At 68.0% G+C, this 14,735-nt stretch carries 12 protein-coding genes; 1 reads left to right on the top strand and 11 read right to left on the bottom strand.

The genetic code is table 11. The features are described 5' to 3' along the window. Nucleotides 1-32 precede the first annotated feature (32 nt). The 10 genes from ABNQ38_RS01090 to ABNQ38_RS01045 form a co-directional block, all read right to left on the bottom strand. A complete protein-coding gene (locus ABNQ38_RS01090; RefSeq protein WP_377805254.1) occupies nucleotides 33-479 on the bottom strand; it encodes a DoxX family protein in 447 nt (148 codons plus the stop codon). Between the two features lie 89 nt (nucleotides 480-568). Next, nucleotides 569-2,458 carry an amidohydrolase gene (locus tag ABNQ38_RS01085; RefSeq protein WP_377805253.1) on the bottom strand — a complete coding sequence of 630 codons (1,890 nt, stop codon included), beginning with the start codon at nucleotides 2,456-2,458 and terminating at the stop codon, nucleotides 569-571. Nucleotides 2,459-2,565: 107 nt separating this feature from the next. Then, entirely contained in the window at nucleotides 2,566-2,847 is a 282-nt protein-coding gene (locus tag ABNQ38_RS01080; protein WP_377805252.1) for a XapX domain-containing protein, read from the bottom strand. Between the two features lie 81 nt (nucleotides 2,848-2,928). Further along, the gene (locus tag ABNQ38_RS01075; RefSeq protein ID WP_109447953.1) at nucleotides 2,929-3,615 is read right to left on the bottom strand and encodes a hydrolase; all 687 of its coding nucleotides are present in this window, start codon (nucleotides 3,613-3,615) and stop codon (nucleotides 2,929-2,931) included. A gap of 157 nt (nucleotides 3,616-3,772) precedes the next feature. After that, nucleotides 3,773-4,609, bottom strand: a complete 837-nt coding sequence (locus ABNQ38_RS01070; RefSeq protein WP_377806210.1) for an alpha/beta fold hydrolase — start codon at nucleotides 4,607-4,609, stop codon at nucleotides 3,773-3,775. Between the two features lie 456 nt (nucleotides 4,610-5,065). Further along, entirely contained in the window at nucleotides 5,066-6,238 is a 1,173-nt protein-coding gene (locus tag ABNQ38_RS01065) for a Gfo/Idh/MocA family protein (protein ID WP_377805251.1), read from the bottom strand. Beyond that, nucleotides 6,235-7,302 (bottom strand): sugar phosphate isomerase/epimerase family protein, encoded by a 1,068-nt coding sequence (locus ABNQ38_RS01060; RefSeq protein WP_377805250.1) that lies wholly within the window; start codon nucleotides 7,300-7,302, stop codon nucleotides 6,235-6,237. Before ABNQ38_RS01060 ends, ABNQ38_RS01065 begins: the two co-directional genes overlap by 4 nt. A gap of 97 nt (nucleotides 7,303-7,399) precedes the next feature. Further along, nucleotides 7,400-8,392, bottom strand: coding sequence for a substrate-binding domain-containing protein (locus ABNQ38_RS01055; RefSeq protein WP_377805249.1), 993 nt, complete (start codon nucleotides 8,390-8,392; stop codon nucleotides 7,400-7,402). A 24-nt stretch (nucleotides 8,393-8,416) separates the two neighbouring features. Beyond that, nucleotides 8,417-9,442, bottom strand: coding sequence for an ABC transporter permease (locus ABNQ38_RS01050; RefSeq protein ID WP_377805248.1), 1,026 nt, complete (start codon nucleotides 9,440-9,442; stop codon nucleotides 8,417-8,419). Beyond that, nucleotides 9,402-10,904, bottom strand: a complete 1,503-nt coding sequence (locus tag ABNQ38_RS01045; RefSeq protein WP_377805247.1) for a sugar ABC transporter ATP-binding protein — start codon at nucleotides 10,902-10,904, stop codon at nucleotides 9,402-9,404. Before ABNQ38_RS01045 ends, ABNQ38_RS01050 begins: the two co-directional genes overlap by 41 nt. 256 nt (nucleotides 10,905-11,160) lie before the next feature. Between ABNQ38_RS01045 and ABNQ38_RS01040 the strand changes: the two genes are divergently transcribed. Next, nucleotides 11,161-12,390 carry an ROK family protein gene (locus ABNQ38_RS01040; protein ID WP_377805246.1) on the top strand — a complete coding sequence of 410 codons (1,230 nt, stop codon included), beginning with the start codon at nucleotides 11,161-11,163 and terminating at the stop codon, nucleotides 12,388-12,390. Here the strand turns inward: ABNQ38_RS01040 and ABNQ38_RS01035 are convergent. Beyond that, nucleotides 12,368-14,470 (bottom strand): methyl-accepting chemotaxis protein, encoded by a 2,103-nt coding sequence (locus tag ABNQ38_RS01035; RefSeq protein ID WP_377805245.1) that lies wholly within the window; start codon nucleotides 14,468-14,470, stop codon nucleotides 12,368-12,370. The two genes, ABNQ38_RS01040 and ABNQ38_RS01035, sit on opposite strands and share 23 nt — an antisense overlap. Nucleotides 14,471-14,735 lie beyond the last annotated feature (265 nt).

Genomic DNA, 14,735 nt, shown 5'->3' with positions numbered 1-14,735 from the left:
GAGGGCGATGAGGGCGGGGCGTTTTCCTTCGCTTACCGGTTCATGCCCAAGCGGCGGCGCATCCGCGAGACGATCGCGGCAAGCGCAAAGCCGCCGACCAGCCCGATATGCTCGAAGAAGGCGTTGGTCGCCATGAAGCGCTCCTGACCGGCCATCATCCAGAAATCATTGGCGATCAGGGCGGCGAGAACGGTGAAGACGCCGAGCGCGCCGGCACCGAGCCACAGCGCCCGGTCCAGCAGGATCAGCAGCGGGCCGACCAGCTCGACCAGGATGGTCAGGGCCGCCCAAAGGGCCGGTGGGGTGAGGCCGAAATGCGCCTGCTCGGCGACGGCGCCCGGCCAGTCGGTGAGCTTGACCAAGCCGCCGAGCAGATAGGCGCCGACCAGGGCCAACCGGGCAAGCAGCCATGTGCCGTCCCAGTCGAGGATGCGGTCGACGATGCGTTCCGCTGGGCGTTCGAAGGAGCGGAGGGTCATGGCGGGTTTCCCGGTTTGGGAGAAGGTGGGAATCCCCCTCTCCCCGGGAGGGAGAGGGGATCCGCTTCAGGAGAGAGGGAAGAGTGGGATCAAACCGCCCAGCAGCCGCAGCCGAGCGCACCCCAGAAGGACTGCACGTCGGCGGCCGGCACGTCGGCGGCGTAGGCGGCGGCATGGTCGTGGCCATGGACGCCGCAGCCGGTGGCGCAGCCGCAGGCCGAGGCCAGCGCCTGACGCTGGTCGCCCGCTCCCCTGTCGGCCGACTTGTAATATCCGCCGAAGGTCCGCACCGGCGACCAGTCCGGCATCGGCTTGGGCAGTTGCGGCGCCAGCGGGCCGTAATCGCCCTCGCCATGGACCACGGCACCGCCGAGCATGGTCAGCACCGAGGTCAGGTGGACGATGCGGTCCTCCGGCACCGAGAAGAAGTCATCGGACAGCACGGCGAGGTCGGCGAGCTGTCCGGCCTTGATCTGGCCCTTCTTGCCCTGCTCGTTGGAGAACCAGGTGTTGGCCTCCGTCCACAGCCGCAGCGCCGTCTCGCGGTCCAGCAGGTTGGCGCGCGGATAGAGGCTGAGGCCGCCCACCGTCCGGCCGGTCACCAGCCAGGACAGCGAGACCCACGGGTTGTAGCTGGCGACGCGGGTGGCGTCGGTGCCGCCGCCGACCGGCAGGCCGGCCGCCATCATCTTGGCGATGGGCGGGGTCTGTTCCGCGGCCTTCGCGCCATAGCGCTCGACGAAATACTCGCCCTGGTAGGCCATGCGGTGCTGGACGGCGATGCCGCCGCCGAGTGCGGCGATGCGGTCGATGTTGCGGTCGCTGATCGTCTCCGCATGGTCGAAGAACCAGTGCAGCCCGTCGAAGGGAACGTCGCGGTTGACCTTCTCGAACACGTCGAGCGCGCGGCTGATGGTCTGGTCGTAGGTGGCGTGCAGGCGCCAGGGCCAGCGGTTCTCGGCCAGCAGGCGGATCACCGGCTCCAGATCGCCTTCCATGTTGGGCGGCATGTCGGGGCGGGCGACCCGGAAATCCTCGAAGTCGGCGGCGGAATAGACCAGCATCTCGCCGGCGCCGTTGTGGCGGTAGCTGTCGTCGCCGTCGCCGGGCTTCACCTTCGACGCCCAGCCGGCGAAATCGGCCAGCTCCTCCTTCGGCTTCTGGGTGAACAGGTTGTAGCTGATGCGCAGCGTCAGCTCGCCGTCGGCATGCAGCTTTTCGACGATGGCGTAGTCGTCGGGATAGTTCTGGTAGCCGCCGCCGGCGTCGATCACCCCGGTCACGCCCAGCCGGTTCATCTCGCGCATGAAATGGCGGGTCGAGTTCAGCTGGTACTCGGGCGGCAGCTTCGGCCCCTTCGCCAGCGTCGAATAGAGGATCGTCGCATTCGGCTGGGCCAGCAGCAGGCCGGTCGGGTTGCCGGCGGCATCATGGACTATCTCGCCGCCCGGCGGGTTCGGCGTGTCCTTGGTGTAGCCGACGGCACGCAGGGCCGCGGCGTTCAGCAGGGCGCGGTCGTAGAGATGCAGGATGAAGACCGGCGTGTCGGGGGCGGCGGCGTTCAGCTCCTCGATGGTCGGCAGGCGCTTCTCGGCGAACTGGTGCTCGGTGAAGCCGCCGACGACGCGGACCCATTGCGGCGCCGGGGTGATGGCCGCCTGCTGCTTCAGCATCGCCATGGCGTCGGCGAGGCTCGGCACGCCGTCCCAGCGCAGCTCCATGTTGTAGTTCAGGCCGCCGCGGATGATGTGCATGTGGCTGTCGATCAGCCCGGGGATCACCCGCCGGCCCTTGGCGTCGATCACCGTCGCCTGGGGAGCCGCGGCGCGTACCTCCGCCTCCGTGCCGACGGCGAGGAAGCGGCCGTCGCGGATGGCGATGGCGCTGGCCTGCGGGTTGGCGCGGTCGAGCGTGGTGACCTTGGCGTTGACGAGGATCAGATCGCCGGCGGCTTGATTCGGGGCGGCAGTGTTCGGCATGGCGGCATTCCCGGGTCTGGACGCGAGGGTGGACAGCAGCGGTGATGCTAGCAGGGATGCGGCGGCAGTTCCCGCCATCGCTTTCCGGCGGTCGATGGGGGGAGGCGTCATGCCTTTCCTCCCTTGCCAGCCGGATCGGACTCCACCTGCGGTGCGGCGACGCCGGCATGCGGACCCAGCACGTGGCGCGCGCAGTCGGTCTGGATGAAGGCGACGACCGGCTCGCCGGCGATCAACCGCTTGACGACGGGCACCACCTGTTCGCCGACCAGCATGCCGAGCAGTCCGATCAGCGCGATGGTCGGCGGGGCCGGCGAACGGACGCCGATCAGCGCATAGATGACACCGACCAGGATGCCGGCGCCGGCCGAAAGGAGATAGGGCATCATGGGTCCGGACTCCCGGTCTGAAGCTGTTCCGTCAAATGGGGGCCGGTGCCCGGCCGGAACCGGGCACCGGACAACGTTGGATCAGGCGTGCTCGTGCTTGAGGCCGCCGACCACCTTGTGCGGGAATTCGCCGCGCTGCGGGGCCTTGTGGACCATGGTGTAGGCGTAATCGACGCCCATGCCGTAGGCGCCGAAATGCTCGCGGACGATGTTCATCACGCCGTCGTAGCTCTCGCGCTTGGCCCAGTCGCGCTGGATTTCCAGCAAGACGTTGATCGCGGTGATGGAATGGGCGCCGGCCTGCTCCATACGGCGGACCGCGGCGTCATGGGCCTCCTTGGAGGTGCCGCCCGAGCAATCGGTGACGATGTAGACCTCGAAGCCTTCCTCGATGGCGCACAGGGTCGGGTAGAGCAGGCAGGCCTCGGTCCACAGCGCGGCGATGACCAGCTTCTTCTTGCCGGTCGCCTTGACCGCGGCCACCAGCTCTTCGGAGTCCCAGCTGTTCATCGAGGTGCGCTCGATGGGGTCCTGCTTCAGGACGTCCATCAGTTCCGGCCAGATGTAGCCGGAGAAGCTCTCGGTCTCCACGGCGGTCACGATGGTCGAGGCGCCGAACAGCTTGGCGGTCTTGGCCAGGGCGATGGTGTTGTTCTTCAGCTGCTGGCGGTCGATGTTGACCACGCCGAAGGACATCTGCGGCTGGTGATCGATGAAGATGAAGACGGTGTCATCGGCGTTGATGAGCGACTTGGCGTTGAAGGTCATGATCGTTTCCTGTTCCGTGTGGATTTTTAAGGGGTTGGCTGCCGTTTTCGGCGGCGCCGCCGTCTGAAGGGACAATGGCACGGGGTGGCTCTGCGGGACAATCCGATGGGTCGGAATATAATTGTTGCCGCCAGAAGGACAGTATCCCGCAGACCGGTCAGGCGCGGATGAAGGCCAGCAATTCCTCGTTCACGAGGTCCTTCTGCGTGGTGCACATGCCGTGCGAACCGCCGGAGACGACCTTGAGGGTGCCCTTCGGCAGCAGCGCGGCGGCGGCCTTGCCGGTGGTGGCGAGCGGGACAACCTGATCGTCGTCGCCGTGCAGGACCAGCGTCGGGACGATCATCTTCTTCAGATCGTCGCGCTGGTCGGTCTCTGAGAAGGCCTTGATGCACTCATATTCGGCCTGAAGACCGCCCATCATGCCCTGAAGCCAGAAGCTGTCGATGACGCCCTGCGAGACCTTGGCGCCCGGCCGGTTGTAGCCGTAGAAGGGGATGGTCAGGTCCTTGAAGAACTGCGACCGGTCGGCCTTCACGCTGGCGCGGATGCCGTCGAACACCTCCATCGGCACGCCGTCCGGATTCCAGTCGGTCTTCACCATGATCGGCGTGATGGCGCCGATCAGCACCGCCTTGGCGACGCGCGACACGCCATGGCGGCCGATGTAGCGGGCGACCTCGCCGCCGCCGGTGGAGTGGCCGACATGGACGGCGTTCTTCAGGTCCAGCGCCTCGGTCACCGCGGCCAGATCATCGGCGTAATGGTCGAGATCGTTGCCGAAGCCCGGCTGCGACGACCGGCCATGGCCGCGGCGGTCATGGGCGATGGTGCGGTAGCCGTGCTGGGCCAGGAACATCATCTGGTCTTCGAAGGCGTCGCCGGTCAGCGGCCAGCCATGGCTGAAGACCACCGGCTGGCCGGTCTGCGGACCCCACTGCTTGACGTAGATCTGGACGCCGTCCTTGGTGGTGACGTGGCTGCCCTGGAGCATGGGTTTCGTTCCTTTGGTCTGGTCTGGACGGGTAGCCGTCTTTTCGGCGGCGACGGCGGTGCCGGCGACCGCGGTCAGCAGGCCGCTACCCGCGACGGCAAGGGCGGTGCCGCCGGAAAGGACCGTCCGGCGGGACGGATGGAAATCCTGGGTGGTCATGCGAAGTCCGTTCGGGGCCGGGCCGGCAGACCGGCACCGGCTGTCTTGGTGAACGGATGTTAGGGAAATGGCCGGGCGGGGGATTGCCTCTTCGGAACGGCTTTTGCCGGTTCTGCGCATTATCCCCTCTCCCCCCGGGGAGAGGGTTAGGGTGAGGGGGTTGCGCAGCGAGGATCATGGGGATGAGCGGCGCCTTGCACACTTTGCAAAGCCAAGCGATGCATCCCCTCCCCCCGACCCTCTCCCCGGGGGGAGAGGGGGATTCTGGTAGGCTACGGGTCGGTGGAACTCGGAGAACTATCCCGCCAGGGACACCCAGGCAGCATCGCGGCGGCTGGACTCGACGGCGCCATGGATGAAGCGCACGCCGCGCAGCCCGTCCTCCACTGTCGGCAGCGGCACGTCGGCCGGGGCCGGGCGGCCGTCGATCCGGGCGGCGATGCGGTCGGCGGCGTCGCGGTAGATCTGGGCGAATCCTTCCAGATAGCCTTCCGGATGGCCGGCGGGGGTGCGCGAGATGCCGCTGGCCTCAGGCAGGCTTCCCGCACCGGCGCGCAGCAGGGTGCGGGTCGGCTCGCCCAGCGGGGTGAAGCGCAGCTCGTTGGGCTGTTCCTGCTGCCACTCCAGCCCGCCGGCCTCGCCGAAGACGCGCAGGCGCAGGCCGTTGGTGGTGCCGGGGGAGACCTGGCTGGCCCACAGCATGCCGCGGGCGCCGCCGTCGAAGCGCATCATGATGTGGGCATTGTCGTCCAGCCGCCGGCCGGGCACGAAGGCGGTCAGGTCGGCGGCCAAGGCGGTGCAGGTGAGGCCGGTGACAAACTCCGCCAGATGGAAGGCGTGGGTGCCGATGTCGCCGATGCAGCCGGCGATACCGCTCTGCGCCGGATCGGTGCGCCAGGAGGCCTGTTTCTGGCCGCTGGCCTCAAGGTCGGTCGCCAGCCAGTCCTGGGCATATTCGGCCTGAACCACTCGGACTTTGCCCAGCATGCCCGACGCCACCATGGAGCGCGCCTGCCGGATCATCGGATAGCCGCTGTAATTGTGGGTCAGGACGAAGACGAGGCCGCGGCTGCGCACCAATGCGGCCAGCTCCTCCGCTTCCGCCACCGTGTGGACCAGCGGCTTGTCGCAGATGACGTGGATGCCGGCCTCGAGGAAGGCCTTGGCCGCAGGGTAATGCAGATGGTTCGGCGTGACGATGGCGACTGCGTCGATGCCGTCGGGGCGGGCGGCCTCGGCCGCCGCCATTGTGTGGAAATCGTCGTAGCAGCGGTCGGGCGCCAGGAACAGCTCCGCTCCGCTGGCCTGGGCCCGCTCAGGATTGGAGGACAGGGCGCCGGCCACCAGTTCGTAACGGTCGTCGATGCGGGCGGCGATGCGGTGGACGGCGCCGATGAAGGCACCCTGGCCGCCACCGACCATGCCGAGCCTCAAGCGTCTCGACGACGCCGGTGCGTGATCCGGGCTCATGATGCCCCTTTCCCCAGACCGAGAATCCGGCGGTTGGCCGCCTCGTCGGTGCCGGCATCGGCGAAATCGTCGAAGGCGCGGTCGGTGACGCGGATGATATGGTCCCGGATGAAGCGGGCGCCCTCGGCGGCTCCCTGCTCGGGATGCTTGATGCAGCATTCCCATTCCAGCACCGCCCAGCCGTCGAAGCCGTATTGGGTCAGCTTGGCGAAGATGCCGCTGAAATCGACCTGCCCGTCGCCCAGCGAGCGGAAGCGCCCGGCGCGGTCCTTCCACGGCGCATAGCCGGAATAGACGCCCTGCCAGGGGGTCGGATTGAACTCCGCATCCTTGACGTGGAACATGCGGATGCGGTCGCTGAACACGTCGATGTAGCCGAGATAGTCCAGTTGCTGGAGCACGAAGTGGCTGGGATCGAACAGGATGTTGCAGCGCTCATGCCCGCCGACCCGGTCGAGAAACATCTGAAACGTGGTTCCGTCGAACAGGTCCTCGCCGGGATGGATCTCATAGCAGAGATCGCAGCCGGCCTCGTCGAAGGCGTCGAGGATCGGCCGCCAGCGCTTCGCCAGCTCGTCGAAAGCGGTTTCGATCAGGCCGGGCGGACGCTGTGGCCACGGATAGAGATAGGGCCAGGCCAGCGCGCCGGAGAAGGTGGCATGCGCGGTCAGGCCGAGATTGGCCGACGCCTTGGCGGCGAGGTGCAGCTGTTCCACCGCCCAGGCCTGCCGGGCGTTGGGACGGCCATGGACCTCCGCCGGGGCGAAGCCGTCGTAAAGCGCGTCGTAGGCGGGGTGGACGGCGACGAGCTGGCCTTGTAAGTGGGTGGACAGCTCTGTCAGTTCGACGCCGGCGTCGGCCAGCGTGCCCTTGACCTCGTCGCAGTAGGTTTGACTGGTCGCGGCCTTGTGCAGATCGAACAGGCGGCGGTCCCAGCTCGGGATCTGCACGCCCTTGAAGCCCAGGCCGGCAGCCCAGCGGGCGATGCCGTCCAGCGAGTCGAACGGGGCGGCGTCGCCTGCGAACTGGGCGAGGAAGATCGCGGGGCCCTTGATGGTCTTCATGGGTCTGGCTCCCTGATGGGGGAGGTGTCGGCCACCCTCCCCCCTCAACCTCCCCCGAGAGGGGGGAGGTTAGGTGCGTGTCTGGCTTCGCCCGAAATCAGTACGGCGAATCCGGGAAGTAGAACTCCTTGGCGTTCTCCTTGGTGATCAGCGCCGACGGGATGATGTAGGTCGCCGGCAGCTTGTCGCCCTTCAGACGCGCCTCGGCGGTCATCTTGATGGCGTCGTAGATGAACTTCGGCGAATAGGACACGTCGGCGCGGATCAGCGGGTTGGAGCCGTCGAGGATGGTCTTCACCATCGTCTTGGACCCGGCACCGCCGAACACCTCCTTGATGTCGGTGCGCTTGGCCTGCTCGATGGCCTTCAGCACGCCGAAGGCCATGTCGTCGTCGGCGGCCCAGACGACGTCGATGTCCTTGAAGCGGGTCAGGAAGTCCTGCGTCACCTTGAAGGCGTCGTCACGGTTCCAGTTGGCGTATTTGCCGTCGAGGATCTTGATGTCGGGATACTGCTTCAGCACGCCGGTGAAGGCCTCCCACCGCTCGTTGTCGAGCGTGGTCGGGATGCCGCGCAGCGCCACGATGTTGGCCTTGCCGTTGTATTTCTTGGCGATGTATTCGGCTGGAATGCGGCCGAAGGCGGTGTTGTCGCCGGCGATGTAGGCGTCCTGCGCGCTCGGATCCGTCAGGCCGCGGTCGACGACGGTGACATAGACGTTCTTCTTCTTCGCCTGCATCACCGGCTGGGTCAGGGCGGCGGATTCGAAGGGGAAGATGACCAGCGAGTCGATCTTGGTCACCGTCACCAGATCCTGAAGCTGGTTCGCCTGTTCCGGCGCGCCGCTGGCGGTCTTGACGGTGATCTTCAGGTTGGGATGGGCCTTCTCCAGCTCCGCCTTCGCCTGGTTGGCCCACCAGACGATGCCGCCGGTGAAGCCGTGGGTGGCGGCCGGGATGCTGACGCCCAGCTTCACCGTGTCCGCCGCGAAGGCGGCACCGCCGAGAGCGCCGCCGAGGGCGACCGTCGCCGTCATGGCAAGGCCGGCGCCCAGGACGAGACGGCGGGTGTAACGCGCAACTTCCGACATGACGTTTCTCCTCCTCTTGATTTTTTAAGGACGCCGGCGCTGCAGGAAGGCGACGGCGATGATGACGCAGCCCTGCACCGCCGCGTTCAGGTAGACGCTGATGATGCTGGTCAGGTTCAGGATGTTGCTGATGACCGACAGCAGAACCGCACCGATCACCGTTCCGGCGATCCGGCCCTCGCCTCCCTTGAAGGAGGTGCCGCCGACGATCACCGCGGCGATGGCCTCCAGCTCCCACAGCAGCCCGGTGGTGGGGGAGGCGGAACCCAGGCGCGGCACATACAGCACCGTGGCGATGCCGACGCAGACGCCGAGCAGTCCGTAGGTCAGCAGCTTTACCCGGTCGACATCCACCGCGGCGAAGCGGGCGACCTGCTCGTTGGAGCCGATGGCCTGGACATAGCGGCCGAAGGCGGTCCGGTTCAGCAGGACGGCACCGGCGACCGACACCACCAGGAAGACCCAGACCGGCACCGGGATGCCGAGCAGGCTGCCGTAATAGACCGGGCCGTAGGCGTCCGACAGGTTGTTGTCCAGCGTGATGGCGCCGCCGTCGGCCAGCCAGGTCAGCACGGCGCGGAAGATGCCGAGCGTGCCCAGCGTGACGATGAAGGGCTCGATCCGCCCGCGCGTGATCAGATAGCCGTGCGCCAGCCCGAAGCCGCCGCCCAGCAGCAGGGCGAACAGCATGCCGAGCATGACCACTGCGACCGGCGAACCGACCGACCCAGCCAGCGCATTCATCAGCAGGATCATGCCGCCGGCGATCAACGCCGCCATCGACCCCACCGACAGGTCGATGCCGCCGGAGATGATGACGAAGCACATGCCGATGGAGATGATTCCGATGAAGGCCGTGCGGGTCAGCACGTTCATCATGTTGTCCCAGGTGGCGAAATCCGGGTTCAGCGCCGTGCCGACGACCAGCAGCAGGACCAGCCCGACGACCGGACCGAAGCGGTGCGGATCGAAGCGGCGGCCCGCCTTGCGGGCGGACACGGCGCCGGCCTCAGTGGCGGGCGTGGGTGCCGACGTTGGTCCCGATGGCATGGGCAATCAACTCCTCTTCGCTGAGCCGGTCGGCGGGCACGGTCGCGGTCACCCGGCGCCCGCGCATCACGATCACCCGGTGGCAGAGCCCGATCAGTTCGATCAGTTCCGATGAAATGACGATCACGCCGCGCCCTTCGGCGGCCAGCCGCGCGATCAGGAAATAGATGTCCCGCTTGGCGCCGACATCGACGCCGCGGGTCGGCTCGTCCAGCACGAAGACGCGCGGATCCGGTTCCAGGAACTTGGCGATGGCCAGCTTCTGCTGGTTGCCGCCGGACAGCGACGATGCCGTGCCCTGCGGGTTGCCGCGGATGCCGAAATTCGCGACGGCATGCTCCAGCGCCCGATCCTCCGATGCCGGCGACAGCAGCGGCTGGGCATGGTGGCGCAGCGTCATCAGGGTCAGGTTGTCGCGCAACCCCATGCCGACATGCAGGCCCTTGCCCTTGCGGTCCTCGCTGAGATAGGTCAGGCCGTTGCGCATCGCCTCGCGCGGGTTGCGCAAGCGAACCGGGCGGCCTTCGATCTCGACCGTGCCGCCGCTACGCGGGCGCAAGCCCAGGATGCCTTCGAACAGCTCGGTACGGCCGGCGCCGACCAGACCGGCGAAGCCCAGGATCTCGCCGGGATGGAGGTCGAAGCTCACATCCTCCGCCCAGCCGGGCACGCTCAGGCCGTGCACCGCCATCAGCGGCTTGCCGAGGACCGGCATATGCTTGTCCGGGAACATGTCGGTCAGTTCGCGCCCGACCATCAGCGTCGCCATGCGCTGGCGCGGCGTCTCGGCGGTGGGAGCGCGGGCGACGAAACGGCCGTCGCGCATCACGATCACCTCGTCGGTGATGCGCTCCACCTCGTCCAGCTTGTGGGAGATGTAGACGATGGTCACGCCGTCCCGCCGCAGCCGGTCGATCAGCCCGAAAAGCCGGTCGCATTCCGACGGCGTCAGGCTGGCCGTCGGCTCGTCCATGATCAGCAGGCGGGCGTTGCGCAGCTGCGCCTTGGCGATCTCCACCAGCTGCTTCTCGGCGACGATCAGGTCGCGGACCTTGGTGTCGGGATCGCGGTCGAAGCCGACCTGATGCAGGGCGTTGGCCGCCTGCTCGCGCATCTTGCGGTCGTCGAGCAGCCAGCCGCGCTTGATTTCGTGGCCGAGGAACATGTTCTGGGCGACGGTTAGGTCGTCGGCGAGGCTGAGTTCCTGGTGGATCAGCACGATGCCGCGCTTTTCGGCGTCGCGGGAGTTCCGGAAGGTCGCCGCTTCGCCGTCGATGCGGAGCGTGCCGGAGGTCGGTGCGTGATAGCCGGCGAGGATCTTCATCAGCGTCGATTTGCCGGCGCCATTCTCGCCCAGCAGTCCATGCACCCGGCCCGGATGCAGGTCGAAGCTGACGCCGTGCAGCACGCGCACGGGTCCGAATTCCTTGGTGATGCCGTCGAAGGCGACATGCAGGCTCATGGCTCCGCACCCCCTGACGGCCTCTCCACCAACCGCAAGCCTGCGGCCGGGCGGATACCGTCCATGACGTTTCTCCCACTGCGAGGCGTGTCGTCCCTATGTCGGCTCGAAAGCCGGGAGACGCCGCTTCGTTCGTTGGGCTGATGGTAAGCCTGCCGCTTTGGACAGACAATGGCCGACTTCGAACATAATTTGGCAAAAGTGGGTGGGGTGTGATAGGGAGGGAGGCACTCGTCGTTCGGAAAGGCACTCGTCGATGGTTGACTGGCAGCGTCTGTCGGAGGGCGAGCGTGCCCTGCTGGAGCGGCTGTTCTGGGCGGGCGGGCTGTCGCGCGGCGAACTGGCGGCGTCGGTCGATTTTTCCAAGAGCAAGGCCAACCTTGCGATCTCCAGCCTGATCGGGCGCGAGTTGATCGAGGAAGGCGGGGTGCAGCCTTCGTCGGGCGGCCGGCGGCCGGAGGTGCTGCGGCTGAGCCATCGGATGGGGGTGCTGGCGGGAATCGACATCGGTGCCACCAGCATCGACGTGGCACTGCTCGCCCCCGACATGACGGTGCTGGACCATCGGTCGGAAGCGGCGGACGTGCGCGACGGTCCGGCGGCGGTGTTCGGGCGGGTGCGGGATTTGCTGCGCGAGGCGCGGGAGCGGATGGGGATCGGGCCGGCGCGGGTGCTGGGCATCGGCGTCGGCGTGCCGGGGCCGGTCGCCTTCGACAGTGGCATGCTGGTCAACCCGCCGCTGCTGCCGGGGTGGGAGACCTTCTCGATCCGTGAATTCCTTGCGGAGGAGTATGCCGCCCCGGTCTTCGTCGACAATGATGTGAACATCATGGCGCTGGGCACGCACTGGCGTCTGCGCGGCCAGCTTCAGAACTTCCTGGTGATCAAGGTCGGCACCGGCATCGGCTGTGGCATCATCTGCCACGGCCTGGTCTATCGCGGGCGCGACGGCTCGGCGGGCGACGTCGGCCATATCTGCGTCGATCCGCAGGGGCCGGTCTGCCATTGCGGCAATGCCGGCTGCGTCGAGGCGATGGCGGCCGGGCCGGCCATCGCGCGCATGGCGGAGGAAGCGGCACGGGGCGGGGAAAGCCCGCGGCTGATGGAATTGCTGGAGCGCAACGGCGCGCTGACGACGGTCGATCTCGGCAACGCCAGCCGGGCGGGGGATGCAGCGGCCACCGCCATCGTCCAGCAGGCCGGCGGCCATATCGGGCGGATGCTGGCCGCTGTGGTGAACTTCTTCAATCCGTCGCACATCTTCATCGGCGGCGGCGTGGCGCGGATCGGGCCGCTGCTGCTGGCCTCGATCCGGCAGAGCGTCTATCGGCGCTCGCTCGCCCTCTCCACCCGGCATCTCGACATCCAGTATGTGCCGGAGGTCGAAAGCGCCGGGGTGATCGGCGCCGCGGTGATGGCGGTGCAGGAAACCATGCTGGCCGGACCGACGACGGGAACTGGCGTCACGCCGCCCGCACGGCGGTGATGAAGGAGGTCACCTCGCCGCGCAGGGTTTCGGCCTCGCGGGCAAGGCTGCTGGCGGCGTCCAGCACCTCGGTGGCGGCGGAGCCGGTCTCCAGCACCGCGTGGTTGACGCCGACGATGGTGGAGGAAACCTCCGTGGTGCCGCGCGCGGCCTCCGTCACGTTGCCGGCGATGTCGCGGGTGGCGGCGCCCTGCTCCTCGATGGCGGCGGCGATGGTGGTGGTGATCTCGCTGATGCGGCCGATGGTCTGGCCGATGCCGTGGATGGCGTCCTGGGCGCCGCCGGTGGCCTGCTGAATCTCCTTCACCTTGGCCTGGATCTCGTCGGTGGCGCGGGCGGTCTGGCTGGCAAGCGCCTTCACCTCGCCGGCGACGACGGCGAAGCCCTTGCCGGCCTCCCCGGCGCGGGCCGCTTCGATGGTGGCGTTGAGCGCCAGCAGGTTGGTTTGCGCTGCGATGCTGTTGATCATCTCCACCACATGGCCGATCTGGTCGGCCGCCTCCACCAGCGTGCGCATGGTGCTGTTGGTCCGTTCGGCCTGGGTCACCGCCTCGCCCGAGATGCGGGTGGAGGCGGCGATCTGCCGGCCGATCTCCAGGATGGAGGCCGACAGCTCCTCGGTCGCCGACGCCACGGTCTGGACGTTGACGGACGCCTGTTCGGAGGCCGCGGCGACGGCGGTCGCCTGGGCGCTGGCCTGCGAGGCGGTGGTCGACATGGCGCCGGCTGTGCCCTGCATCTCGGTGGCGGCCGACGCCACCGTCTCGACGATGTGCATCGCCTTGGCGTCGAAATCGCGCATCAACGCTTCCAGCCGGGCGGCCCGCGCCTCCTTGGCGGCCTGGTCGCGGGCCTGCTCTGCCGCCAGACGGTCGGCGGTCAACATGCTGTCGCGGAAGACGGTGACGGTCGCCGCCATGCCGCCGATCTCGTCGGCGCGGCCCAGGCCGGGGATGGCGACGGCCATGTCGCGGTCGGCCAGACGCCGCATCGCCTCGGTCATCGAGCGGATCGGATCGCTGACCCGGCGCTTGGCGACGACCATGCCGATGACGGTCAGCAACACGGCGGCCACCACCAGCAGGCCGGCGATGACGGCATCCTGCGTCGCACGCGCGGCCTGCGCATCGGAACGGACGACCATGCGGTCCACCGCCGCCAGGGCGGCGTCGACGATGTAGCCCTGGCTGGCGGTGTCCTGCTGGCGCAGGGTGCCGATCTCGACCGGAGACTTGCGGCCTTCGGCCAGGGCGGCGAGCACCGCCTTGCGCTGGTCGACCAGCGGGCCTTCGAAATTCACCTTGGCCTTTTCGACCGCCTCGCGAATCTGGTCCGGCGTATCGGAGCGGGACGCCGATTCCCGGACCAGGGCCCAGGCCTGACCGGTGCGGCCGATAGCCTCCGCCACCGCATGCGCATCCGCCGGCGTCCAGGCCTGGCCGGTGGCGACCGCGGTCTGGATGCGCAGCGCCATGCCGCCGGCATTCAGCCGGGTGTTCCAGGCGGCACGCTTGATGCCGAGCAGATGGTCGATCATCGGATCGGCCAGTTTCAGCGATCCGTCCAGCAGATCGGTCGCGGCGGTCAGCGCGTCGAGATAGGCGACTGGCGCCCTCGCCCAGGCATCCGCCACCGCCGGATCGCGGGCGGGTTTGCGCTGGCGCAGCGCGCCATCGGCCTGTCGGCGCAAGGTCGCCAGCGTGTCGTGGGTGGCGCGCAGCGTTGCGGCCGCCGCCGGCAGGCCGGGCAGGTCGAGTGCGTCCAGCTTGGCGGCGATGGCGGCATAACCGCTTTCCGCCACCGCGCGGTTGGCGTCGATGTCGCGCAGTTCGGCGTCGCCGGCCGGCTCCTCCGCCCCCAGCGCCGGGCCGACCAGTCCGCGCTCCAGCCGGATCGCCAGCAGCGTGCGCAGCAGGTCGCGGCTGGTCTCGCTGAGGGTGGCGACACGCTGGGCGTTGCGGGTGCGGTCGACGACGTCGATCAGCGTGACACTGCTGGTGGCGATCAGCAACAGCCCCAGCGCAGCGACGACGAGTCCAAGGGTGGCGCGGATCGACAGCCGCGAAAGGAGCGAGATCATGGTCTGGTCCTGTCTGTGCGAAGAGTTGGAGCCGTTGCGGATGGCGCGACACCGTTCCCCCTGCCAGGGCGGGCCGGTCGAACGGGCGGGTCTTGGAAACCGGTCAGGGCCTAAACCGAAGACGATAATGGAAACCGACTGTGCGGTTTCGGTTCAGCCCCGATTGACAATGGCGCCGGTCTTCCGCGACGGCTTTCCTCCGACGTTGATATATTAATATGCTAATGCGGATAGGGTCGGGAATGCAGGCAAAATCCAAATGTGG

This window comes from Azospirillum sp. A29 (genome assembly GCF_042604625.1).
Classification (GTDB): domain Bacteria; phylum Pseudomonadota; class Alphaproteobacteria; order Azospirillales; family Azospirillaceae; genus Azospirillum; species Azospirillum palustre.
This window is presented reverse-complemented; position numbering and strand designations above follow the sequence as displayed.